Below are 22,825 nucleotides of genomic sequence, written 5' to 3'. Positions count from 1 at the left end.
GAGAGGGTAAAGTGTTTTGGCAATTTTATGGAGAGAAATGCAATGGACAGTGCGATCAGCTTTACGCTTATTCCATCCGGACAAGTCCCGGAATCCCTAAAGCGCCGTTTTCCTTCTCTGGCGCAAGTGAATGCACCTGAAGTCACTCAGGAGATCCCGATGTTAGTGGCTGAAAAAGACGGTGAACCCGTTGCTGTGGCAGTACTTCAACATCAAAAACGTCACAATGGACTTATGGTCGAGGAAGCGACGCTGACCCTGCTGGAAGTGGATCAGGCAAGTCGCCTGCAGGGCATTGGTAAAACCCTGCTCAATGCGCTGGAAGCATATGCATCGACGGTGACATTTGAACTGAAAGTGGACTGTAGTGCAGTGATTGGTCGCAGACCGATGCAGGCGTTGTTGGCCAACTCTGGCTATCAGCCCCCTTTTGCCTGTGACGATGCCAACAGCATGGCATGGAAGAAACCTCTTGTTTAAATTATGCGTGAAAAACGCGCCAACCGGGTACGGTAAGGTTACAATTAACGTATTGAGCCGATTGCTTAATCCAGACTTTAAGGGAATGCGATATGAAAAAAATCGAAGCGATTATCAAGCCGTTCAAGCTTGACGACGTGCGTGAAGCGCTGGCTGAAGTCGGTATTACGGGTATGACAGTGTCTGAAGTCAAAGGCTTTGGTCGTCAAAAAGGCCACACTGAGTTGTACCGTGGTGCGGAATATATGGTGGATTTCCTGCCCAAAGTGAAGTTGGAAATTGTGGTGGCAGATGACGTAGCAGAGCAATGCGTAGAGACCATTGTACAAACAGCACAAACTGGCAAAATTGGTGATGGTAAGATCTTCGTGACTGATGTGGAGCGTGTAGTGCGCATCCGTACTGGTGAAGAAGATGAAGAGGCGATTTAGCCTTTCCTTCGTAAATCCAACAGGTTCTTAAGCGAGATAACATCAACGAACTAGCACATCGACCCGTTAAGTTATCCTACTAATAATGAACAATACCCTCAGTACTTCAAAGACCGAGGGTATTTTTTATATTTGCTCATAGGATCATTGAAGTTGATGATTTTACTGCCCCGAATGATGTAACAAATTCAGTATGAGAGGAGCTATAGACATCACTGGATATGTTTCTTTGCTGTATTTCTGCTCATTATGGCGAGGTTTCGCTCTCTTTTGACTGAAAAGTGATTTTTCTTAAGAAAGGTATTGCCAACAAAAAATTTCCCCCTATAATGCGCCCCTCGTCAGCACTGTGAAGTTTCCTGCTGGCTGGAGGAAAGCAAAAGTGCTTGACTCAAAAAAAGAGTTGCGTTTAAATCCAACTCCGCTCAGCGAAGCTGAGAAGGCTCTTTAACAATTTGACCTATGCAATCTGTGTGGGCACTCGTCATTGATAGACAAAAGATTTATCAACGAACTGAGTGACCAATTCAAATTGGTACAGCCTTGAGCTGTTTTGATTTCACGTTTTCAAACGTGAAAACCAATAAGAGCACAGTCAATTTATATCAGTATTCGTTGAGCCGCCTTTGTTCACTTTTTCAAAGTGAGGAAGGGCAGAAAAGATTCTAATTGAAGAGTTTGATCATGGCTCAGATTGAACGCTGGCGGCAGGCCTAACACATGCAAGTCGAGCGGCAGCGACATGAGCAATCCTTCGGGTGCGTTCATGGGCGGCGAGCGGCGGACGGGTGAGTAAAGGCTGGGAACCTGCCCTGACGAGGGGGATAACCACTGGAAACGGTGGCTAATACCGCATAATGTCTTCGGACCAAAGAGGGGGACTTTCGGGCCTCTCGCGTCAGGATGGGCCCAGTTGGGATTAGCTGGTTGGTGAGGTAAAGGCTCACCAAGGCGACGATCCCTAGCTGGTTTGAGAGGATGATCAGCCACACTGGAACTGAGACACGGTCCAGACTCCTACGGGAGGCAGCAGTGGGGAATATTGCACAATGGGCGCAAGCCTGATGCAGCCATGCCGCGTGTGTGAAGAAGGCCTTCGGGTTGTAAAGCACTTTCAGCCGTGAGGAAGGTAGCGTAGTTAATACCTGCGTTACTTGACGTTAGCGGCAGAAGAAGCACCGGCTAACTCCGTGCCAGCAGCCGCGGTAATACGGAGGGTGCGAGCGTTAATCGGAATTACTGGGCGTAAAGCGCATGCAGGCGGTCTGTTAAGCAAGATGTGAAAGCCCCGGGCTTAACCTGGGAGTGGCATTTTGAACTGGCAGGCTAGAGTCTTGTAGAGGGGGGTAGAATTTCAGGTGTAGCGGTGAAATGCGTAGAGATCTGAAGGAATACCGGTGGCGAAGGCGGCCCCCTGGACAAAGACTGACGCTCAGATGCGAAAGCGTGGGGAGCAAACAGGATTAGATACCCTGGTAGTCCACGCTGTAAACGATGTCTACTTGGAGGTTGTGGCCTTGAGCCGTGGCTTTCGGAGCTAACGCGTTAAGTAGACCGCCTGGGGAGTACGGTCGCAAGATTAAAACTCAAATGAATTGACGGGGGCCCGCACAAGCGGTGGAGCATGTGGTTTAATTCGATGCAACGCGAAGAACCTTACCTACTCTTGACATCCTCAGAAGCCGGAAGAGATTCTGGTGTGCCTTCGGGAACTGAGAGACAGGTGCTGCATGGCTGTCGTCAGCTCGTGTTGTGAAATGTTGGGTTAAGTCCCGCAACGAGCGCAACCCTTATCCTTGTTTGCCAGCACTTCGGGTGGGAACTCCAGGGAGACTGCCGGTGATAAACCGGAGGAAGGTGGGGACGACGTCAAGTCATCATGGCCCTTACGAGTAGGGCTACACACGTGCTACAATGGTGCATACAGAGGGCAGCGAGACCGCGAGGTGGAGCGAATCCCAGAAAGTGCATCGTAGTCCGGATTGGAGTCTGCAACTCGACTCCATGAAGTCGGAATCGCTAGTAATCGTGGATCAGAATGCCACGGTGAATACGTTCCCGGGCCTTGTACACACCGCCCGTCACACCATGGGAGTGGGCTGCACCAGAAGTAGATAGCTTAACCTTCGGGAGGGCGTTTACCACGGTGTGGTTCATGACTGGGGTGAAGTCGTAACAAGGTAGCCCTAGGGGAACCTGGGGCTGGATCACCTCCTTACTGATACTATGAATGAGAGTGTCCACACAGATTGTATAGGTTGAAAATGTAAAGAGTGGTTGAGGTACCCAAACCTCAACAAAGGTTGTGTCCCATTCGTCTAGAGGCCTAGGACACCGCCCTTTCACGGCGGTAACAGGGGTTCGACTCCCCTATGGGACGCCATTGGGTCGTTAGCTCAGTTGGTAGAGCAGTTGACTTTTAATCAATTGGTCGCAGGTTCGAATCCTGCACGACCCACCATCTTCACCACTGGGGATGTAAAACAAACAATGTGGGCGATTAGCTCAGTTGGGAGAGCACCTCCCTTACAAGGAGGGGGTCACTGGTTCGAGCCCGGTATCGCCCACCACTTTTTCTTTATGCTGCATTGAAGCCTTTCTCGTTTAGCGAACTAAACGTCGAAACACTTCATCTTGCTTAAAGAAAAAGGCCACTCGATGGGGCTATAGCTCAGCTGGGAGAGCGCTTGATTTGCATTCAAGAGGTCTGCGGTTCGATCCCGCATAGCTCCACCACGCTTTAAGTGTTCTTACGAGAATATTTAAAAAGTGGTTGTTCGACAGAACACATCACATGCTCTTTAACAATCTGGAAAGCTGACTAAACAACTTTGTTTCTACGGAAATAAAGATTGTTTGTAAAAGTTCTCAAAGGTTAACTCTTAGGAGTTAACACCAAACACATTCATGTGTTCTTGGAATTTGAGTCCGGCGAAATCGTTCATGTAAATGAACACCTTGGTTGTTTGAACCTACGAAACCTCTTGGGGTTGTAGGGTTAAGTGACTAAGCGTACACGGTGGATGCCTAGGCAGTCAGAGGCGAAGAAGGACGTAGTAACTTGCGATAAGCCCAGATAAGGCAGTAACAGCCACTTGAGTCTGGGATTTCCGAATGGGGAAACCCACTGGCATAAGCCAGTATCATTAACTGAATCCATAGGTTAATGAGGCGAACTCGGGGAACTGAAACATCTAAGTACCCGAAGGAAAAGAAATCAATTGAGATTCCGGCAGTAGCGGCGAGCGACCCCGGACCAGCCCTTAAGCTTGTTATGCGTTAGTGGAAGCCACTGGAAAGTGGCGCGATACAGGGTGATAGCCCCGTACACGACAACGCACAGTGAGTGAAAACGAGTAAGACGGGACACGTGTTATCTTGTCTGAAGATGGGGGGACCATCCTCCAAGGCTAAATACTCCTGACTGACCGATAGTGAACCAGTACCGTGAGGGAAAGGCGAAAAGAACCCCTGTGAGGGGAGTGAAATAGAACCTGAAACCGTGTACGTACAAGCAGTGGGAGCCCTATCACCAAAGTGCTTATCCGAGCATGAAGGTGACAGCGTGAAGTGAATTCACACTGTTGTCGTTGCGTTGTTTGCAACGACAAACCTCAAAAATCAAGCAGTAGGCTTGAGTGCTTTGGGATAGGGTGACTGCGTACCTTTTGTATAATGGGTCAGCGACTTACGTTATGTAGCAAGGTTAACCGTATAGGGGAGCCGTAGGGAAACCGAGTCTTAACTGGGCGTTCAGTTGCATGACGTAGACCCGAAACCGGGTGATCTAGCCATGGGCAGGTTGAAGATTGAGTAACATCAATTGGAGGACCGAACCGACTAATGTTGAAAAATTAGCGGATGACTTGTGGCTAGGGGTGAAAGGCCAATCAAACCCGGAGATAGCTGGTTCTCCCCGAAAGCTATTTAGGTAGCGCCTCGGACGAATACTACTGGGGGTAGAGCACTGTTAAGGCTAGGGGGTCATCCCGACTTACCAACCCTTTGCAAACTCCGAATACCAGTAAGTAGTATCCGGGAGACACACGGCGGGTGCTAACGTCCGTCGTGGAGAGGGAAACAACCCAGACCGCCAGCTAAGGTCCCCAAGTTATCGCTAAGTGGGAAACGATGTGGGAAGGCTCAGACAGCCAGGATGTTGGCTTAGAAGCAGCCATCATTTAAAGAAAGCGTAATAGCTCACTGGTCGAGTCGGCCTGCGCGGAAGATGTAACGGGGCTAAGCGATACACCGAAGCTGCGGCAGTGTGTTTAGGCACATTGGGTAGGGGAGCGTTCTGTAAGCCGTAGAAGGTGTGCTGTAAGGCATGCTGGAGGTATCAGAAGTGCGAATGCTGACATGAGTAACGATAAAGGAGGTGAAAAACCTCCTCGCCGGAAGACCAAGGGTTCCTGTCCAACGTTAATCGGGGCAGGGTAAGTCGGCCCCTAAGGCGAGGCCGAAAGGCGTAGTCGATGGGAAACGGGTTAATATTCCCGTACTGCTGATAACTGCGATGGGGGGACGGAGAAGGCTAGGTGGGCCAGGCGACGGTTGTCCTGGTTCAAGTGCGTAGGTAGGTGAGTTAGGCAAATCCGGCTCGCTATATACTGAGACACGATGTCGAGACACTACGGTGTTGAAGTCATTGATGCCCTGCTTCCGGGAAAAGCCTCTAAGCTTCAGGTTATCAGTAACCGTACCCCAAACCGACACAGGTGGTCGGGTAGAGAATACCAAGGCGCTTGAGAGAACTCGGGTGAAGGAACTAGGCAAAATGGTACCGTAACTTCGGGAGAAGGTACGCTGCCCGCGGTGAAGTCCCTGGCGGATGGAGCTATGGGCAGTCGCAGATACCAGGTGGCTGCAACTGTTTATTAAAAACATAGCACTGTGCAAACTCGAAAGAGGACGTATACGGTGTGACGCCTGCCCGGTGCTGGAAGGTTAATTGATGGGGTTATCCTTAGGGAGAAGCTCTTGATCGAAGCCCCAGTAAACGGCGGCCGTAACTATAACGGTCCTAAGGTAGCGAAATTCCTTGTCGGGTAAGTTCCGACCTGCACGAATGGCGTAATGATGGCCACGCTGTCTCCACCCGAGACTCAGTGAAATTGAAATCGCAGTGAAGATGCTGTGTACCCGCGGCTAGACGGAAAGACCCCGTGAACCTTTACTACAGCTTGGCACTGAACATTGAGCCTACATGTGTAGGATAGGTGGGAGGCTTGGAAGCGGTGACGCCAGTTGCCGTGGAGCCATCCTTGAAATACCACCCTTGTATGTTTGATGTTCTAACTTGGCCCCATAATCTGGGGTGAGGACAGTGTCTGGTGGGTAGTTTGACTGGGGCGGTCTCCTCCCAAAGCGTAACGGAGGAGCACGAAGGTGGGCTAATCACGGTCGGACATCGTGAGGTTAGTGCAATGGCAAAAGCCCGCTTGACTGCGAGAATGACGGTTCGAGCAGGTGCGAAAGCAGGTCATAGTGATCCGGTGGTTCTGAATGGAAGGGCCATCGCTCAACGGATAAAAGGTACTCCGGGGATAACAGGCTGATACCGCCCAAGAGTTCATATCGACGGCGGTGTTTGGCACCTCGATGTCGGCTCATCACATCCTGGGGCTGAAGTCGGTCCCAAGGGTATGGCTGTTCGCCATTTAAAGTGGTACGCGAGCTGGGTTTAGAACGTCGTGAGACAGTTCGGTCCCTATCTGCCGTGGGCGTTGGAGAATTGAGAGGGGCTGCTCCTAGTACGAGAGGACCGGAGTGGACGAACCTCTGGTGTTCGGGTTGTCACGCCAGTGGCATTGCCCGGTAGCTAAGTTCGGAATTGATAACCGCTGAAAGCATCTAAGCGGGAAGCGAGCCTCGAGATGAGTTCTCCCTAAGGCTAAAAGCCTTCTAAAGGGTTGTTGGAGACGACGACGTAGATAGGTCAGGTGTGTAAGTGCTGTGAGGCATTGAGCTAACTGATACTAATTGCCCGTGAGGCTTAACCCTACAACACCCAAGGGGTTTTGACGGACTCAAGTAAGAACACAAAGAGTGTGTAAAGAGAGAGAGCGGTTGCTAGGACCTAGGAAGAGCAACCGCGGTCAGTTTTCCAAGATTTTAATGGGCGTTCCCGGGGCCTAGTCACCCAGGACCGAGAACCCCGATACAGAATTTGCTTGGCGACCATAGCGCTTTGGACCCACCTGATTCCATGCCGAACTCAGAAGTGAAACAGAGCAGCGCCGATGGTAGTGTGGGGTCTCCCCATGTGAGAGTAGGACATCGCCAGGCGTCTAATTTTCTTTCACTTTTTAAGAAAGTGAAGACAAAAAGTACGTCAAAAGGCCATCCGCAAGGATGGCCTTTTTGCGTTACGTATATTGAAAATGTTTGACGGAAGATTACACTGTCCCGGATGGTCGTTTGTGTGTATTCTTCTGACTTTGCCTATTAAATGTAAATGCTGAGCGACCGATTACATAATGAAACAATTACGTAGTCTCTGGGTTATTCTCTTCTCTGTCTTTTTTGTTTGCGGTATCGCGTTTACTTATTTTTTTATTGATGTCCCTGATTCTCCACAACTTGCCTCGACTCATGGGCATGGGAAAGTGAGATGTCATGATTACCAGGATGCTTCTGTTATTGATGCATCAATGCCATTGAATATCGCTGTCTGGAATATTTATAAGCAGCAATTGGATGGTTGGGATACCGAATTGAAATCGCTGGCTGCAGAAAATGAGGTGATTTTACTTCAAGAAGCACAGAGTAGGCCTGAAATGATCTCGTATATTGAACAGGGCGGATGGCACAGTAACCAAGCCTATGCCTTTGCAATTAATGGCGAGATAGCGGGAGTAATGACACTGTCTAAGGCTAAGCCGCAAACCGTTTGTGCTTACACCAAGATTGAGCCATATCTGCGTTTGCCAAAAAGTGCACTTTACAGTGCTTTCAAACTGTCGAATGGTGAGATTCTGTCAGTGATTAATCTGCACAGTATCAACTTTACTTATGGTGTCAAAGACTATTCTGAGCAGTTGGATGCCTTGGTTGAGGCTGTCAAGTCACTAGAAGGTCCCTTGATCGTTGCTGGTGATTTGAATACCTGGAGCAATGAAAGACAGTCAGTAGTAAAGACTAAACTTGGCACATTAGGGTTACTGGAAGCTCGTTTCCAACCGGATCAACGACTGAGGGTTTTTAATCATCCTCTGGATCATTTTTTTTATCGTGGCATGCGGTTGGAGAGTGCAAGGTCGGTAGAAACAGAAGCGTCTGATCACGCCAAGATTGAAGTGAGACTTTTCTTTGCAGAAGAAAAAGGAGGCAGCGAATAACGCTGCCTCCTTTTTGCGGTTAGATGGCTCTCGACATTTCGTTGGGAACGTCAGCCATATTGTATAGGGGACGCATCGCCTTAAGCACATCTGAACGGGATATCACACCAACCAGACGATCATTCTCAAGCACTGGCAGGATGTGAGGCTTACTGATTTTTGCTTCACGTACCCGCTCTTTCAGAGGCTTATAAGAAAGGCTGGTTGCGATACCCATGTCCGATACCGGGTACGCTGTTTCTCTGTCGACCACCAGAAACTCTGCAACGTCTACCAAGCTGTCATTGCTGCTCAATGCAGTGACTTCCTCATTCATAAGGTCGCCAACGCATTGTGATGCATCAGGCAGGTAATCCTCACACCATAAATTCACCATCACATCATGGACAGAGAAGAAACCGACCACATGTTTCTGGCTGTCACAAACCGGTGCGCCAGTCAGTTGATTGGAAAGCAAGACATCAATAGCATCTACGGTGCGATCACTGGCTTTCAGGACGATGGGAGTGGTATTCATCAAGTCTTTTACTTTTATACTATTCATCATAGTGGAATCCTTACTTGCTTCGTGAAGAGTCACTGGCGAGTTGACAGCTTGCATATCTGGCTGTTGTAGTTGTTTTCTATAAATTCCCCAGTTGGCGAGTCCAACCAGGACGGCACCGCCTACAATGTTGCCGAGTGTCACTGGAACAAGGTTATTGGTGATAAAGTGGGACACAGTGAGATCGCTATACGCCGATGCTTCCACACCTAACTGCATCCAGAACGCGTCAGGCGAGGTGTGGGCAATGACGATGCCTAAAGGCACCATAAACATGTTTGCGATACTGTGCTCAAACCCGCTTGATACAAACATCGCGACTGGCAACATGGTCATGACGGCTTTCACTGCAGGGTTTGCTGAGCAAAAAGTTAACCAAATGGCAGTGCATACCAAGATGTTACAAAGTACGCCCAGAGTGAACGCTTCAAGCCAGGTATGATGCAATTTGTGTTGGGCGATATTCAGTACGTTTAATCCCCATTGGCCACCATCAAGCTGATATAGCCCAGCTGCTGCTACTAATATCATTATGATCATCGCACCGATAAAGTTACCGACATAGACTTTGCCCCAGGTACTGAAAAGTTTAGTGATGCCAACCTGGTTGTTGGCCCAACAAATGCTGGAAAGCACTGTGCTGGTAAACAGCTCGCCTTCAAAAATAACGATCAGTATCAACCCCATGCTAAAGGCTAGTCCGCCAATCAGACGGTTGGTGCCCCAATTGGTCGTGTCATTGCCGGTTGTTACTGTGATATAGAACATAAAAGCAAGGCCGATAAAGGCGCCTGCCAGTACAGCCAGGCTGATGGTTGCACTACTGCGTTTACTGATTTTTTTCAGTGCATACCTTTCAGCCTCAGACATCATTTCGGCTGCGGAGAATCCTTTTACTGAGACGAAGTGGTGATCAGAATACGCGGTTGACATCGCTTCCCCTCTTGCTTGGTTTCATAGTGTATTCCTTCTTTTGTGAGGCAGGCGAAATGCCTGACTTCCTTTTCAGACTAAATGAGGGTACGACATGTAGTACAATTGATAATCCTTTGTTTTATATTCAGTTTTATTGATGATTTTTTTAGAGTAGGTACAATAAATCCATAATAATAAAGAGGTTTAATGTTCGCCGCTTTTCTGGGGAGGGAAGTGATGCGCTATTCACTTAAACAGTTGGCAGTTTTTGATGCCGTGGCTGATTGTGGCAGTGTCAGTCAGGCTGCAGATATGTTGTCTTTGACCCAGTCAGCGACCAGTATGTCTTTGTCACAGCTGGAGAAAATGTTAGGAAGGCCTCTTTTTGAACGAAAAGGAAAGCGCCTTATCCTGACACATTGGGGATCTTGGCTGCGCCCAAAGGCTAAACGGCTGCTCCGGGACGCCAAACAAATTGAGCTGGGCTTTTACGACCAGCATTTGTTGAGTGGGGAGATCCGGCTAGGGGCGAGCCAAACCCCTGCCGAGCACTTGGTTCCAGACCTTATCAGTATTATTGATAATGATTTTCCAGAAATTCGAATTTCCCTGAAAGTGCACAGTACCAGTTCTATCATCCAAGGTGTGCTGGACTACCGTTATGATCTGGGGATTATCGAGGGGCGTGTTGATGATTGCCGTCTACATCAAGAACCTTGGTGTACTGATCATCTTACCATTGTTGCAGCTGCCCACCACCCTTTTGCTAAATGTGAGCGCGTGAGTATGGCGCAATTGGAGCAGGCGAAGTGGATCCTACGTGAGCATGGCTCAGGGACTCGAATGGCATTTGAAAGGGCTATCGCGGGACATATTGCTGATCTGGATGTGTGGCGGGAGTATGAGCATGTTCCGGTAATTCGTAGCTTGGTTGCTCATGGACAATATCTGACGTGTCTCCCCTATCTGGAGGTAGAGCGATATATTGATAATGGTAAATTGGTAGCGCTGACGGTGCCGGACTTGGATATTTCCCGCTCACTCTCTTTTGTTTGGCGGGCGGACATGGCAGAAAATCCATTGGTAGATTGTTTTAAGCGAGAAGGGATTCGCATGATGAAACGTCATCCGATGGTAATGTAAACCGGCAAATAAAAAAGCGCACGGTGAATACACTGTGCGCTTTTTCAGAAGTAAGAAGGTTATGCGCTGACTTTCGTCACATCGATATGCAGCTTCAGTGTTTGCCCTGGTTGTATATAAGAGTTCTTCTTCAGTGAATTCCATTTCACCAAATCGGAAACGGATACCTTGTAACGCGCAGCAATACCACTCAATGAGTCACCTTCACGGATTTGGTAAACAACAGTACGGATACGTGCGTTTTCCTCTGCTTTTTTCCAAATGACCAGATCTTGGCCTGTTCGCAGAGGATCTTTCGGTGCCATCCCGTTCCAGTGTGCTAGAGAGGCGTGGGACACGCCATGTTTCCTAGCGATAGACCATAAACTGTCACCTTTTTGTACTGTGTGAGTGAGTTTGATGTCACCATGTTTTTGGTTGGTCAGTTTAGCCAAGCGCTGGGGAGCGCTCAGCGTATACAGACTTTCATCTTCAAGCGATGTTGGAATAAGTAGGTGTTCGTCAACACGAATATTACTACCATCTATACTATTGGCACGTTGTATCATTTTGACGGTTGTATTATGGCGCTGGGCAATCAGTCCCAGAGAATCACCGCGTTTAACTTTGTACCGAGTCACTTTGATGCCTTGGTTATTATTTTCAGCAAGGTTATTGTTAAAACGTGTGACACTTTCTTTTGGCAGCAGCAGATGGTTTGCCCCTTCCGGCGCTGTCGCCCAATGGTTGTAACCTGGATTCAGGTTTTGGAGCTCAGATAAGGAGAGCCCAGCATAGTTGGCTGCCAGTGCCAAATCCATCTGCACACCGGGTTCTACCAGTTCAACAACGGGCTTATTCGCAATAGCGGGTAATGCTACCCCGTAGCGCTTTTGGTTTCTTATCACATCGGCGATAGCAAGCAGCTTCGGCACATAGCCGCTGGTTTCTTTTGGCAATGAGAGAGACCAGAAATCGGTAGGTAGGCCTTTGTCTTTGTTGTTTCTAATTGCACGGAAAACCCGACCTTCTCCTGTGTTATAAGCGGCTAAGGCGTGAAGCCAGTCACCATCAAATTTCTTGTGAAGGTATGCCAATAAATCCAATGCAGCATCGGTAGATGCAACAACATCGCGGCGACCGTCATACCACCAGTTTTGATCGAGACCGAAACGTCGACCGGTATCAGGTACAAATTGCCACAGGCCTGCAGCTCTTCCGTGGGAATACGCAAACTGGTCGAAAGCACTCTCTACTATAGGTAGCAAAGCAATTTCTAGAGGAATGCCTCTTGCTTCCACTTTTTCAGTAATGAGGAAGAGAAAAGGCTCAGCACGCTCCGCCACAATCTTCATATGTTGCGGATGCTTCAAATACCAATTTCGGTAGTGTTTCACACGCTCATTCTCAGGAATTTCCATCTTTAGCTGGATGGCAATCCGCTCCCAAACATTTTCTAGCGCCTGTGGGTTTATGGCTGGCACAACCTCCTTGACATGATCAGTGCTGACAGTTGTTTGCATACTGTCAGTTGTGAGAAGAGCTTTTGTTTGTTGCTTTGGTGTATTAGTCGTGGTCGCGACATCACTTTGGCCGGTAATTTGGCATCCTGCGAGAAACATCGATCCTGCTAACACGTAACGGAACATCATCACTCTCTGCACTATCAAAAAAAACGGTCAAATATTATACACAATACCAATTCTCACTAACAAGTGATTTGTATCAAAATTCATCTTTCCAGCGTCTGAGTGCTGCAAAAGTTTCGATATCTGTTAGATCACTCGCGCGCTGAACCACGGCGTCTTTAACACTGTCGATATGAGAGCGGAGGAATGGGTTTATACGCTTTTCCAGACCAATAGAGCTTGGTAGTGTTGGCTGATTTTTCGCCCTAACTTTCTTTGCATCAATAATATAATCATTAAGTGCAATATTGTTTGGTTCCACAGCATGGGCAAATTCTAGGTTAGATAGTGTGTATTCATGTGCACAAAACACCTGAGTATCGTCCGGTAGGGAAGCCAGACGTGTCAGAGATTGATGCATTTGCGTCGGCGTACCTTCAAACAGCCTGCCACAACCGCCAGAGAATAGGGTGTCGCCACTGAACAGCATTCCTTCTGCGTAATAGGCTATATGGTCGAGAGTGTGTCCAGGAACCTGAATGGTAGTGAAGAGGGTATTGAACAAGGTAAAACGGTCTCCATCTTTCAACGGATGGGTAACCATAGGAAAGCGATCACTATCAGGGCCGTAAATTGTCAGGTCAGGGAACGCTTTTTGCAGTTGTTGAATACCGCCGATGTGGTCATGATGATGGTGGGTTACCAGTACGCCATCTAGCGTTAATTTCATTTGGTTCAAGGTTGACAAAACTGGCGCGGCATCGCCTGGATCGACGACAACACAATGATTGTCATCATTTTTTAGCAGCCAGATGTAATTGTCATTGAATGCAGGTATGCTTGTTACAGATAGCATTGAATTTCTCCAGCTATAACTTAAAAAATACTATGAAGCCAGCACGCAGCCAACGCCCACTGGAATACCCTTATACGTGGGACCAATTCGCACACGGCGAGTGGGTTTGCACGCATATACAAACGCGTTTGGATGAATGGTTGCCCCGCCTCTTTGGTTACCACATGCTAAAGCTAGGTGGCCTTAGCTGTGAGCTTGTGACTGGGCATTGTAACATCCAGCATCAGGTCTGTATTGACAAGCTCAACCCTCTGCGCAATATGGAGGCCGATAACTACGATCTGCCATTTGTAGACAAAGCGTTCGATGTTTGCGTGTTGGCTAACCAGCTTGACTACACCGATGATCCCCATCGGCTGTTGCGTGAGATTGACAGAGTCATGATAGACGATGGTTACCTGATCCTCTCAGGAGTAAATCCCAGTAGTTTGATGGGGATCGGTCGTTTGATACCCTGGCGCAAGAATAAGTTGCCCTGGAATGGTAGAATGTTCACGCCATTGCGGATCAGGGATTGGTTGAGTCTATTGAACTATGAAATTGTCGACACGTCCTGTTTTGGGCTACTCCCTGCTACGCGTCACCGAACCTGTGGAGTGTGGTTTGAAAACGCGTGCTCAGAATTGCTTCCGGTCATCGGGTCGTTGTACTTTATCGTCGCCCGTAAACGCACTTACCCATTGAAACCAATTAAACCGAAATGGAAGCTTAAGAAGCAGTTATCGCCGGTTAGCCTGAACTATCGTATCGGTGACAACTGAAGCTAACACCATGGAGTTAGCCGACAGACTCAGGCATCTGGCTGGTAACCGGTATCGGGGCTTGTCGGGTTTTCTGCCGCTGTTCTTGCCAGTTCATCGCAGCGCTCATTCTCAGGATGACCTGCATGGCCTTTTACCCATTGCCAGTCGACAGTGTGGCGCTGGGTTTCACTATCAAGGCGTTGCCAAAGGTCTGCATTTTTCACCGGTTTTTTATCCGCCGTCTTCCAGTCACGTTTTTTCCAGTTGTGTATCCATTGGGTGATCCCCTGACGCACATATTGGCTGTCGGTTGTCAGGGTGACGTTGCAGGATTCTTTCAGGCTAGCTAAACCTACAATTGCTGCCAGCAGTTCCATCCGGTTATTGGTGGTGAGCGAGAACCCTTCGCTCAGCTCTTTTTCGTGTTGTTTATAACGCATAACAACCCCATAACCACCGGGCCCTGGATTACCGAGACAAGATCCATCCGTGAAAATTTCTACCTGCTTGACCATATTTGTTAGTATCTGTGGAAATTAATTGCCAAGTCTGACACAAGTGCCGCTATGAAAGCCAGTTACGACAGAATTATCGTTCTCGATACCGAAACCACGGGTATGAACCGTGAAGGTGGTCCGCACTACGAAGGACACCGCATCATTGAAATCGGTGCCGTTGAAATCATTAACCGCAAACTGACCGGTCGTCATTTTCACGTCTATATCAAACCCGACAGAGAGATCGATCCGGAAGCGATCTCCGTCCACGGTATCACCGATGAGTTTTTGCGGGACAAACCGTCCTATGCCGATATTCATGCGGAGTTTCTGGAATTCATCAAAGGGGCTGAGCTTGTTGCCCACAATGCGCCCTTCGATACCGGCTTTATGGACCATGAGTTCCAGATGCTGGACCCCTCTATCGGTAAAACAGGTGACTTCTGCAAGGTGACCGATACCCTTGCCATGGCGAAGAAAATCTTCCCAGGCAAGCGAAACAACCTGGATGTGCTCTGTGAACGCTATGGCATAGATAACTCGCACCGTACGCTTCACGGCGCATTGCTCGATGCCGAGATCCTGGCCGATGTTTACCTGTTGATGACAGGCGGTCAGACCACGCTCAAGTTTGGTGGTAGCGAATCAAGCGATCAGGACAGTGGGGGAGAAGCCATCCGCCGTGTTGAAGCCGGTACGAAAAAGCTAAAGATTATCCGAGCCTCTGCCGATGAACTTAAAGAACATGAAGCGCAGCTGGATGTCATTGAAAAGAAAGGCAGCTGCCTTTGGAGGCAACAGGAGAGTGTATGAAAACAAGGTGGGCTGGGTTTCTGCTCATTATGCTGACGGCGTTCAATGCCGTTGCGGAGCAGACATCGAATCGTGATATCCGGTTGTTGGACAACCGTTTCCGCATCGATTCCACCATCACCCAGGTCGCGTTTGTTATTTACCGTAAAAATCCTAGCAGACCGGTCATTCTTGTTCAGCCAGATGGCGCCAAGCTCTATGCATGGCGCCATCCAGATAATGTCTCCTGGCATCAGGAAGCGGATATGGACATTGTATCTGTAATGAATCCAATGCCCGGTCCCTGGCAAGCGATAGGCCGGGTTACGCCCGAAAATAAAATCCGTATCCTCTCTGAACTCAGCATGAAGGTTGATACCTTCCCGGATAGACTTTATCAGGGCGAATCCCTCAAATTCACTGCCCGTTTGATGCAGGGTGATAAGCCACTCAATCTCCGCGACTTTCTTGATCGTGTGGAACTGACAGTCACCTTCACCGAGTATCTGGAAAGCGTTGAAGACATTCCTGTCGACCAGCGCCCGCAATCAGTCTCATTGGGGCAGTTTAAAGATGATGGTGCCGGACTGGATGAATATGCTGGTGATGGCGTGTTTACTGTTGAATTGCCTATTAATGTGCCTCCCGGTAAGTACCGGGCCCGGGTGACATCTGGTAATGGGGTGTTTTTCCGCACCCTTGAGCAGGAAGTGTTGGTCTATCCCTCGCCACTGATGGCCACCTTCAAACAGAGCCGTAAGAAAGCTCTGCCGCATAATTTGCTGGTGGAGTCTGATATTGCGAGCGTTGAGCCAGGATCGATTGCGATCCATTCCGAATTTACCGATCCCAAAGGGAAAGCTTCCGTTTATCAGGGCGTGGTGAGCGGTGAAAACGCAGCATTGACGCTCGATATCGACAACTTTGAAGAGCCCGGCCGTCATACATGGCATGCCTGGATTTACGGCACAGAAAAGCTGTCCGGCCGTCCATTGACGTTCCATCTGCCAGAGCAGACATTTGCCGTTGCTGATTATGAAGCCATTGAGCAGGCCAAGCAGGAACGTGAGGCGCGTGAGGCCGAAAGAAAGCGTATTGAAGATGAACGCATTGCGGCAGAAAAGCGCGAGGCAGATCGCAAGATGGCGCTGATCACCATTATTGGCGGCAACATTCTCTTGCTGGTGCTTGCCATTGCTGGTTGGTTTGTGGTGCGTATGCTTAAACGTAAAAAGCTGGCGACAGAAACCGAAGAAGCGCTGGAAGCGCCACCTCCTGAAGATTCGGATAAAGCGACATAATGTGTGACGGTTAAAGAAAAAAAAGGAGAAGCATCCGGCTTCTCCTTTTTACGTTTGACGCTTTGTTTTAGGCGGCGTGAACGACTTTGTCCAGAGTATTGCTTGCGGTGGCAAGTTCCGCTGGGTCAAAATCATCAACGTTAATGGTTTCGAGGCGGCCTTCTTCCGCAATACGGAGGATCTCGGCCTCTTTCTCGGAGATAGCATCTTCACGAAGGCCTATGTCTGCCACCTTGTTGAGAAACATAAAGGGCAGTTTCTGGCCGGTCGCCTGACATACTTTTTGGTAGATAGGCTCTGCGGCCAGAATATCCAGCAAGGCTTTTTCAATCTTACCTACTGGGTTGTGTTCAGACGCTTCCAGGAACTGACCACGGCCAATACGGCTGCGGGTGTCGCCCGGCGTTTGCAAAATTGCAGCGACCTTTCCATCCAGTGAATCACTGGGTTTGGTGCGACGGATGCCAAACGGGAACAGTAGAACGCGAAGCGGCATGGCAACCCAGCGTGCCGGGAAGTTAGCAAGAAAGTCATCCAGTGCTTCTTCAGCCTGATACAGCGCATCTTGCATTCCCCAGTGAACCAGTGGCAGATCCGCTTTCTGGTATCCTTCATCTGCATAGCGCTTCATGGTTGCAGAAGCCAGGTATAGCTGGCTCAGCACATCACCCAATCGCGCAGACAGGCGTTCTTTCCGCTTCAGGTTTCCACCCAAGACAGCCATCGAGACATCTGCAAGCAGAGCAAGGTTTGAAGCATAGCGGTTCATTTGTTGGTAATAACGGGCCGTTTCATCTTTGCGTGGCACGCAGGACGTGCGGCCGTCGGTCAGGCCAAGCCACACTGAGCGTACCAGGTTGCTGATAACAAAACCGACGTGGCCAAACAATGCCTGGTCGAATCCGGCCAGAGCTTCTTGTTCATTGTCTTTGTAAGCGGCATTCATTTCTTCTAGTACGAATGGGTGGCAGCGGATCGCACCCTGACCGAAGATAATCATTGAGCGGGTCAGAATGTTCGCCCCTTCTACGGTGATCGCGATAGGGGCGCCCTGATAAGCACGGGCGAGGAAATTTTTCGGTCCTAGACAGATCCCTTTGCCGCCGACAACGTCCATGGCATCAATCACGCCACGTTGGCCGCGGTGGGTACAGTGATATTTCACGATAGCTGAAATCACGGATGGCTTTTCGCCCAAATCGATGCCTGCGACTGTCAATGCACTGGCGGCATCCATTACGTAAGCATTCCCGCCAATACGTGCCAGCGGCTCCTCAATTCCTTCCATCTTACCGATAGGCAGTTTGAACTGGCGACGGATGCGCGCATAAGCGCCGGTCGCCAGAGCAGCTGTTTTCAGGCCACCGGTTGAGTTGGAAGGCAGGGTAATACCACGGCCAACAGACAGACATTCCACCAGCATACGCCAGCCCTGGCCTGCCATATCAGGACCGCCAATGATGAAGTCGAGCGGTACAAAGATATTCTCACCGCGGGTTGGACCATTCTGGAAAGGCAGGTTTAGCGGGGAGTGACGGCGGCCAATATCTACACCCTCAATATCAGTTGGGATTAGGGCGCAGGTAATGCCGATATCTTGTTTGTCACCCAGTAGGCCATCTGGATCTTTCAGTTTGAATGCCAAGCCCAATACCGTGGCGACCGGTGCCAGAGTGATATAGCGCTTGTTCCAGGTAATTGACATCCCAAGCACTTCTTTACCTTGCCACATGCCTTTGGTCACAATCCCTTCATCTGGGATGGAACCTGCATCCGACCCTGCTTCCGGACTGGTGAGGGCAAAACAGGGAATTTCCAGGCCATTGGCGAGGCGGGGCAGGTAATAGTCTTTTTGATCTTTGGTGCCATAGTGTTGTAGCAGCTCACCCGGCCCCAGACTGTTTGGTACGCCGACAGTTGACGAAAGCACACCGGACACACCGGTCAATTTCTGCAGCACCAGCGATTGCGCATAGGCAGAGAATTCCAGACCACCGTATTCTTTCTTGATGATCATGGCGAAGAATTTGTTGTCTTTCAGGTATTGCCAAACCTCAGGGGGAAGATCTGCGAGTTCATGGGTGACATGGTAGTCATTGACCATTCGGCACACTTCGTTAACGGGACCATCGAGGAAAGCGCGCTCTTCTGCACTGAGACGCGGTGCGGGAATATCATGCAGTTTGTTCCAGTCAGGCGCACCACGGAAAAGGTCGGCTTCCCACCATACAGTGCCGGCATCAATAGCTTCTTTTTCTGTCTGGGACATCTCCGGCATTACGCGTTTAAACATTTTCAGTGCTGGTTTACTCAACCAGGACTCACGGAAAGTGCGGACATTTAGGGGAATGGCTATCGCGATAAACACCAGCCAACTGATCTGGCCAACTATGCCCAACACAGAGCCAACAATTAACATCCCCGCTGCAACAGCGGTAAACAGTTTCAAGCCAGCACGATGGTATGCCAGTGTCGCCATCAGTGCCAGAAACGTTATCAGGTACAGGGTTGTCGCCATTTTTGGATCTCCTTTTCCTTCAACCCAACTTTAAATGGTAAGAGGTCATACCACTTAATTGTAAGCAGATTTTTGCAAAAATGTAAAACGAAAAATCAATAAAAGTGTGCGCATCGATTAATCGGTGCATAGAAAGAAACAGTGTGTGATTTTCAGGCAATTGTTTTTTGGGAAAATCATAAGGTGAGGCGGATTATCGACAGCCTTATTCTTTTACAGGTACACTGCATCTAATTTTTCTGGGCGCTTGCCCTGCAACCTAATCTTCCCCTTTGGTATCTGTTGTACGGTGGGGAAACAATCAACATAAATAGAGAATTGCCCATGTACCAAGATCTTATACGCTCAGAGCTTAACGAAGCGGCCCAGGTGCTGAATGCCTTTCTAAGTGACGACAAAAATATCGCTGATATTGAAGCGGCGGCGAAGCTGTTGGCCGATTCGTTTAAAGCCGGTGGTAAAGTGCTGTCATGCGGAAATGGTGGTTCACACTGTGATGCAATGCATTTTGCCGAAGAACTGACTGGCCGTTATCGTGAAAACCGTCCGGGTTACGCGGCAATTGCGATCTCAGACCCTAGTCACCTCTCTTGTGTGTCGAATGATTTTGGTTATGAATACGTGTTCTCACGTTATGTGCAGGCTGTCGGCTCAAAAGGCGATGTGTTGTTTGGCTTGTCCACTTCCGGCAACTCAGGCAACGTATTAAAAGCGATTGATGCGGCGAAAGAAAAAGGCATGAAGACCATCATGCTGACCGGTAAAGATGGCGGTAAAATGGCGGGCTTGGCTGATATCGAAATTCGGGTGCCACACTTTGGCTATGCCGACCGTATTCAGGAAGTGCACATCAAGATCATTCACATCCTGATCCAGCTGGTTGAAAAAGAAATGGAACAACAAGGGTAACGTAAAGGGATGTGTGAACTGCTTGGCATGAGTGCCAATGTACCCACCGATATTTGTTTTAGCTTCACCGGTCTGATTCAGCGTGGGGGAAAAACAGGCCCCCACCGTGACGGTTGGGGGATTGTCTTTTATGAGGGCAAAGGGTACCGGACTTTTAAAGATCCTAACCCAAGTTGTGATTCAAAAATTGCTGAGCTGGTTCAGAGTTACCCGATAAAAAGCTGCGCCGTAATCAGCCATATCCGACAGGCCAATCGTGGCGAAGTCAGCCTGGTAAATACCCATCCCTTTACCCGGGAGATTTGGGGGCGATACTGGACCTATGCCCACAATGGTCAATTGACCGGGTATGAAGACCTGCCAACGGGACATTTCAAGCCGGTGGGTGAGACGGACAGTGAAAAGGCATTTTGCTACCTGTTGCATGAAATTGAGCAGCACTATCCAGACAAGCCGGAAGACATGACAGACGTGTTCCGTTTTATCGCCAGCCGTTGTGACAAGCTGCGTGCGCTTGGTGTATTCAACATGCTGTTCAGTGATGGCGATTATGTGATGTCTTATTGCACCAATAACCTTCACTGGATCACCCGCCGTGCGCCGTTTGGAAAAGCAAGCCTGATTGATGAGGAAGTGACGGTTGATTTCCAAGAAGAAACCACCCCCAATGATGTGGTGACAGTGATTGCAACCCAACCTCTGACCAACAATGAAACTTGGCACAAAATGCAGCCAGGGGAATATTGTGTGTTCCACCTCGGTGAGGTGATTACCTGTAACCGCGCTGAAATTGCGTTGCAATCAGAAAACACGATCAGTGGGTCTGCTTAGTCCCCACGCTTCCAGATAATAAAAAACGCGCTTTCACAAAAGGCGCGTTTTTTGTATTCAGTGTTGTATCCGGAAAAAAGGCGTTAATCGGCTGCGTAGCCTGACGGGCCTAAGGTTTCACCATCCAGAATAGCTTGCCCATCAGCCATCTTGAGCCTACCCTGACAGAACCAGTTAACCACCAGTGGATAGATTCGGTGCTCCTGCTCCTGAACGCGGGCAGACACACTTTCAGAGTCATCATCATCAAAAATGGGTACCCTGGCCTGAAGGATAACTGGGCCGCCATCTAGCTCCTCAGTAACGAAATGCACTGACGTTCCGTGTTCCTTATCTCCGGCATCAATAGCACGCTGATGGGTATTGAGGCCGGTGTATTTTGGCAATAGCGAAGGGTGGATGTTCAGCATTTTTCCTTGATAATGACGGACAAATGCTGGTGTTAGAATCCGCATGAAACCTGCCAGCACAATCAGGTCTGGCGCGTATTTATCAATAGCCACCATCAGCTGACTGTCGTATTGGTTTCGGTCTGGCATTCCTTTGCTGGTCACGACCAAGGCATCAATGCCCGCTTTTTCTGCCCGGATCAGGCCGTAGGCATCTTCCTTGTTGGCAATCACAGCGGCAATTTCAACGCCATTTTGTCCATGACAACGGTCGATAATCGCCTGCAGGTTGGAGCCGTTACCAGAAACCAGAACAACCAGCTTTTTCATGGTTACCCCTTGATCTCAACCTGTGCTTCACCGGTTACAGCTTTTTCTATAGAACCCAACAGCCAGGCGTTTTCACCTTCCTGATTTAGGATATCAATCGCTTTTTGCGCTTGCTCTGCCGGTAACGCAATGACAAGGCCAACACCACAGTTGAAGGTACGGTACATTTCGTGCTCGGTCACGTTACCGTTCTCTTGTAACCAGTTGAAGATAGCGGGCCATTCCCAGCTGTTACCGTCGATCACAGCTTTGGTGCCGTCAGGGAGAACGCGCGGGATGTTTTCCCAGAAACCGCCACCGGTGATGTGGGAAATAGCGTGAACCTCACAGCTTTCCAACATCTTGAGTACTGGTTTCACATAAATACGGGTGGGTTCCAGCAGGTGGTCAGCCAGAGTTTTGCCTTCAAGCTCTGTATTGACATCCGCACCGGATACTTCGATGATTTTACGGATCAAACTGTAACCGTTTGAGTGAGGCCCGGAAGACGCCACGGCAATGATGGCATCGCCCTGTGAGACTTTTGAGCCATCAATAATGTCTTCTTTTTCCACCACACCTACGCAGAAGCCTGCCACGTCGTAATCTTCTCCGTGGTACATACCCGGCATTTCAGCTGTTTCACCGCCGATCAGTGCACAACCTGCTTGCAAACACCCTTCACCGATGCCGGTCACCACGTTTGCGGCAGTATCAACATCCAGTTTGCCCGTTGCATAGTAGTCGAGGAAGAAGAGGGGCTCAGCGCCCTGGACAATCAGGTCGTTGACACACATGGCGACGAGGTCGATACCAATGGTGTCATGTTTTTTCAGATCCATCGCCAGGCGAAGTTTGGTGCCTACACCGTCAGTACCTGAAACCAGTACCGGCTGTTTGTATTTTGAAGGCAGTTCACAAAGTGCACCGAAACCACCGATACCTCCCATCACTTCAGGACGACGGGTGCGCTTAACAACACCTTTGATTCTGTCGACTAGGGCGTTACCTGCATCGATATCTACACCTGCATCTTTGTAACTTAGAGAAGACTTATTATCGCTCACGGGGGATCCTTACCGAGTTGTGGACTAAAAAGCGGCGCCATTTTAACAGTGGTATTTCAAAAAGGAAAACGTTTGCGTTAGGTTCAAAGTGGCGACTTTGAATGAAAAAGAAACAACCCGCTGTCTGTAGCTATTCGATTGGGTTTTCTTGTG

The 22,825-nt window shown here is 49.1% G+C and carries 16 protein-coding genes, 4 tRNA genes and 3 rRNA genes; 16 read left to right on the top strand and 7 right to left on the bottom strand.

What is annotated here, in order from left to right; all coding sequences use genetic code 11:
• Positions 1-42 precede the first annotated feature (42 nt).
• The 10 genes from VHA_RS17775 to VHA_RS17730 all read left to right on the top strand — a co-directional run bounded on the left by VHA_RS17775 (position 43) and on the right by VHA_RS17730 (position 8,251).
• Positions 43-480, top strand: coding sequence for a GNAT family N-acetyltransferase (locus VHA_RS17775; protein ID WP_005506830.1), 438 nt, complete (start codon positions 43-45; stop codon positions 478-480).
• Positions 481-572: 92 nt separating this feature from the next.
• Positions 573-911: a nitrogen regulatory protein P-II gene (glnB, locus tag VHA_RS17770; RefSeq protein ID WP_005506829.1), complete on the top strand. Its 339-nt coding sequence runs from the start codon at positions 573-575 to the stop codon at positions 909-911.
• Between the two features lie 666 nt (positions 912-1,577).
• Positions 1,578-3,129 (top strand): 16S ribosomal RNA (locus tag VHA_RS17765).
• Between the two features lie 89 nt (positions 3,130-3,218).
• Positions 3,219-3,294 (top strand) — tRNA-Glu (locus tag VHA_RS17760).
• A gap of 2 nt (positions 3,295-3,296) precedes the next feature.
• Positions 3,297-3,372 (top strand) — tRNA-Lys (locus VHA_RS17755).
• 33 nt (positions 3,373-3,405) lie between these two features.
• Positions 3,406-3,481: transfer RNA gene (locus VHA_RS17750), tRNA-Val, on the top strand.
• A gap of 90 nt (positions 3,482-3,571) precedes the next feature.
• Positions 3,572-3,647 (top strand) — tRNA-Ala (locus tag VHA_RS17745).
• 260 nt (positions 3,648-3,907) lie between these two features.
• A 23S ribosomal RNA gene (locus VHA_RS17740) occupies positions 3,908-6,914 on the top strand.
• 169 nt (positions 6,915-7,083) lie between these two features.
• Positions 7,084-7,199, top strand: a 5S ribosomal RNA gene (gene rrf / locus VHA_RS17735).
• Together the 16S, 23S and 5S rRNA genes with 4 tRNA genes alongside form the textbook arrangement of a ribosomal RNA operon.
• 191 nt (positions 7,200-7,390) lie before the next feature.
• Complete coding sequence (locus VHA_RS17730; protein ID WP_005506827.1) at positions 7,391-8,251, top strand: endonuclease/exonuclease/phosphatase family protein; 861 nt, start codon at positions 7,391-7,393, stop codon at positions 8,249-8,251.
• 19 nt (positions 8,252-8,270) lie between these two features.
• Here VHA_RS17730 and focA read toward each other — a convergent pair whose 3' ends face one another.
• Entirely contained in the window at positions 8,271-9,728 is a 1,458-nt protein-coding gene (gene focA / locus VHA_RS17725) for a formate transporter FocA (RefSeq protein WP_005506826.1), read from the bottom strand.
• Positions 9,729-9,947: 219 nt separating this feature from the next.
• Between focA and VHA_RS17720 the strand changes: the two genes are divergently transcribed.
• On the top strand, positions 9,948-10,853 hold the full coding sequence (locus tag VHA_RS17720; protein WP_040529334.1) for a LysR substrate-binding domain-containing protein: 906 nt from the start codon (positions 9,948-9,950) through the stop codon (positions 10,851-10,853).
• Between the two features lie 59 nt (positions 10,854-10,912).
• On the opposite strand, the gene VHA_RS17715 is transcribed toward VHA_RS17720, so the two are convergent.
• Positions 10,913-12,484: a LysM peptidoglycan-binding domain-containing protein gene (locus VHA_RS17715; protein ID WP_226926533.1), complete on the bottom strand. Its 1,572-nt coding sequence runs from the start codon at positions 12,482-12,484 to the stop codon at positions 10,913-10,915.
• Positions 12,485-12,557: 73 nt separating this feature from the next.
• Positions 12,558-13,316, bottom strand: coding sequence for a hydroxyacylglutathione hydrolase (gene gloB, locus VHA_RS17710; protein WP_005506823.1), 759 nt, complete (start codon positions 13,314-13,316; stop codon positions 12,558-12,560).
• 32 nt (positions 13,317-13,348) lie between these two features.
• Here gloB and VHA_RS17705 point away from each other — a divergent pair, with 32 nt between their 5' ends.
• Positions 13,349-14,077: a methyltransferase domain-containing protein gene (locus VHA_RS17705; RefSeq protein WP_040529202.1), complete on the top strand. Its 729-nt coding sequence runs from the start codon at positions 13,349-13,351 to the stop codon at positions 14,075-14,077.
• Positions 14,078-14,106: 29 nt separating this feature from the next.
• Here the strand turns inward: VHA_RS17705 and rnhA are convergent, their stop codons facing one another.
• The gene (rnhA, locus tag VHA_RS17700; protein WP_040529201.1) at positions 14,107-14,574 is read right to left on the bottom strand and encodes a ribonuclease HI; all 468 of its coding nucleotides are present in this window, start codon (positions 14,572-14,574) and stop codon (positions 14,107-14,109) included.
• A 51-nt stretch (positions 14,575-14,625) separates the two neighbouring features.
• Here rnhA and dnaQ point away from each other — a divergent pair, with 51 nt between their 5' ends.
• Together dnaQ and VHA_RS17690 are read left to right on the top strand one after the other, a co-directional pair.
• Positions 14,626-15,369, top strand: a complete 744-nt coding sequence (gene dnaQ, locus VHA_RS17695; RefSeq protein ID WP_005506808.1) for a DNA polymerase III subunit epsilon — start codon at positions 14,626-14,628, stop codon at positions 15,367-15,369.
• Positions 15,366-16,649 carry a TIGR03503 family protein gene (locus VHA_RS17690; protein ID WP_005506807.1) on the top strand — a complete coding sequence of 428 codons (1,284 nt, stop codon included), beginning with the start codon at positions 15,366-15,368 and terminating at the stop codon, positions 16,647-16,649. The genes dnaQ and VHA_RS17690 overlap by 4 nt, the downstream gene beginning before the upstream one ends.
• 67 nt (positions 16,650-16,716) lie before the next feature.
• On the opposite strand, the gene fadE is transcribed toward VHA_RS17690, so the two are convergent.
• Positions 16,717-19,167, bottom strand: coding sequence for an acyl-CoA dehydrogenase FadE (gene fadE / locus VHA_RS17685; protein WP_005506806.1), 2,451 nt, complete (start codon positions 19,165-19,167; stop codon positions 16,717-16,719).
• A 324-nt stretch (positions 19,168-19,491) separates the two neighbouring features.
• Between fadE and lpcA the strand changes: the two genes are divergently transcribed.
• Both lpcA and VHA_RS17675 read left to right on the top strand, forming a co-directional pair.
• Positions 19,492-20,076, top strand: a complete 585-nt coding sequence (lpcA, locus tag VHA_RS17680; protein ID WP_005506804.1) for a D-sedoheptulose 7-phosphate isomerase — start codon at positions 19,492-19,494, stop codon at positions 20,074-20,076.
• A gap of 9 nt (positions 20,077-20,085) precedes the next feature.
• Positions 20,086-20,907, top strand: a complete 822-nt coding sequence (locus VHA_RS17675; protein WP_005506802.1) for a class II glutamine amidotransferase — start codon at positions 20,086-20,088, stop codon at positions 20,905-20,907.
• Positions 20,908-20,990: 83 nt separating this feature from the next.
• Here VHA_RS17675 and purN read toward each other — a convergent pair whose 3' ends face one another.
• The gene (purN, locus tag VHA_RS17670; protein ID WP_005506800.1) at positions 20,991-21,626 is read right to left on the bottom strand and encodes a phosphoribosylglycinamide formyltransferase; all 636 of its coding nucleotides are present in this window, start codon (positions 21,624-21,626) and stop codon (positions 20,991-20,993) included.
• Between the two features lie 2 nt (positions 21,627-21,628).
• Complete coding sequence (gene purM / locus VHA_RS17665) at positions 21,629-22,672, bottom strand: phosphoribosylformylglycinamidine cyclo-ligase (protein ID WP_005506799.1); 1,044 nt, start codon at positions 22,670-22,672, stop codon at positions 21,629-21,631.
• Positions 22,673-22,825: the final 153 nt, after the last annotated feature.

It is taken from the genome of Grimontia hollisae CIP 101886 (assembly GCF_000176515.1).
In the GTDB taxonomy this organism is placed as follows: domain Bacteria; phylum Pseudomonadota; class Gammaproteobacteria; order Enterobacterales; family Vibrionaceae; genus Enterovibrio; species Enterovibrio hollisae.
The sequence above is the reverse complement of the archived record's forward strand: the minus strand, read 5'-3'. Positions and strand labels throughout refer to the sequence as shown.

What these genes read in the sequence shown, in the direction of transcription:
- VHA_RS17775 (WP_005506830.1), top strand. Translation starts at nt 43, where the DNA reads ATGGACAGTGCGATCAGCTTTACGCTTATTCCATCCGGACAAGTCCCG.
- glnB (WP_005506829.1), top strand. Translation starts at nt 573, where the DNA reads ATGAAAAAAATCGAAGCGATTATCAAGCCGTTCAAGCTTGACGACGTG.
- VHA_RS17730 (WP_005506827.1), top strand. Translation starts at nt 7,391, where the DNA reads ATGAAACAATTACGTAGTCTCTGGGTTATTCTCTTCTCTGTCTTTTTT.
- focA (WP_005506826.1), bottom strand. Translation starts at nt 9,728, where the DNA reads ATGTCAACCGCGTATTCTGATCACCACTTCGTCTCAGTAAAAGGATTC.
- VHA_RS17720 (WP_040529334.1), top strand. Translation starts at nt 9,948, where the DNA reads ATGCGCTATTCACTTAAACAGTTGGCAGTTTTTGATGCCGTGGCTGAT.
- VHA_RS17715 (WP_226926533.1), bottom strand. Translation starts at nt 12,484, where the DNA reads ATGATGTTCCGTTACGTGTTAGCAGGATCGATGTTTCTCGCAGGATGC.
- gloB (WP_005506823.1), bottom strand. Translation starts at nt 13,316, where the DNA reads ATGCTATCTGTAACAAGCATACCTGCATTCAATGACAATTACATCTGG.
- VHA_RS17705 (WP_040529202.1), top strand. Translation starts at nt 13,349, where the DNA reads ATGAAGCCAGCACGCAGCCAACGCCCACTGGAATACCCTTATACGTGG.
- rnhA (WP_040529201.1), bottom strand. Translation starts at nt 14,574, where the DNA reads ATGGTCAAGCAGGTAGAAATTTTCACGGATGGATCTTGTCTCGGTAAT.
- dnaQ (WP_005506808.1), top strand. Translation starts at nt 14,626, where the DNA reads ATGAAAGCCAGTTACGACAGAATTATCGTTCTCGATACCGAAACCACG.
- VHA_RS17690 (WP_005506807.1), top strand. Translation starts at nt 15,366, where the DNA reads ATGAAAACAAGGTGGGCTGGGTTTCTGCTCATTATGCTGACGGCGTTC.
- fadE (WP_005506806.1), bottom strand. Translation starts at nt 19,167, where the DNA reads ATGGCGACAACCCTGTACCTGATAACGTTTCTGGCACTGATGGCGACA.
- lpcA (WP_005506804.1), top strand. Translation starts at nt 19,492, where the DNA reads ATGTACCAAGATCTTATACGCTCAGAGCTTAACGAAGCGGCCCAGGTG.
- VHA_RS17675 (WP_005506802.1), top strand. Translation starts at nt 20,086, where the DNA reads ATGTGTGAACTGCTTGGCATGAGTGCCAATGTACCCACCGATATTTGT.
- purN (WP_005506800.1), bottom strand. Translation starts at nt 21,626, where the DNA reads ATGAAAAAGCTGGTTGTTCTGGTTTCTGGTAACGGCTCCAACCTGCAG.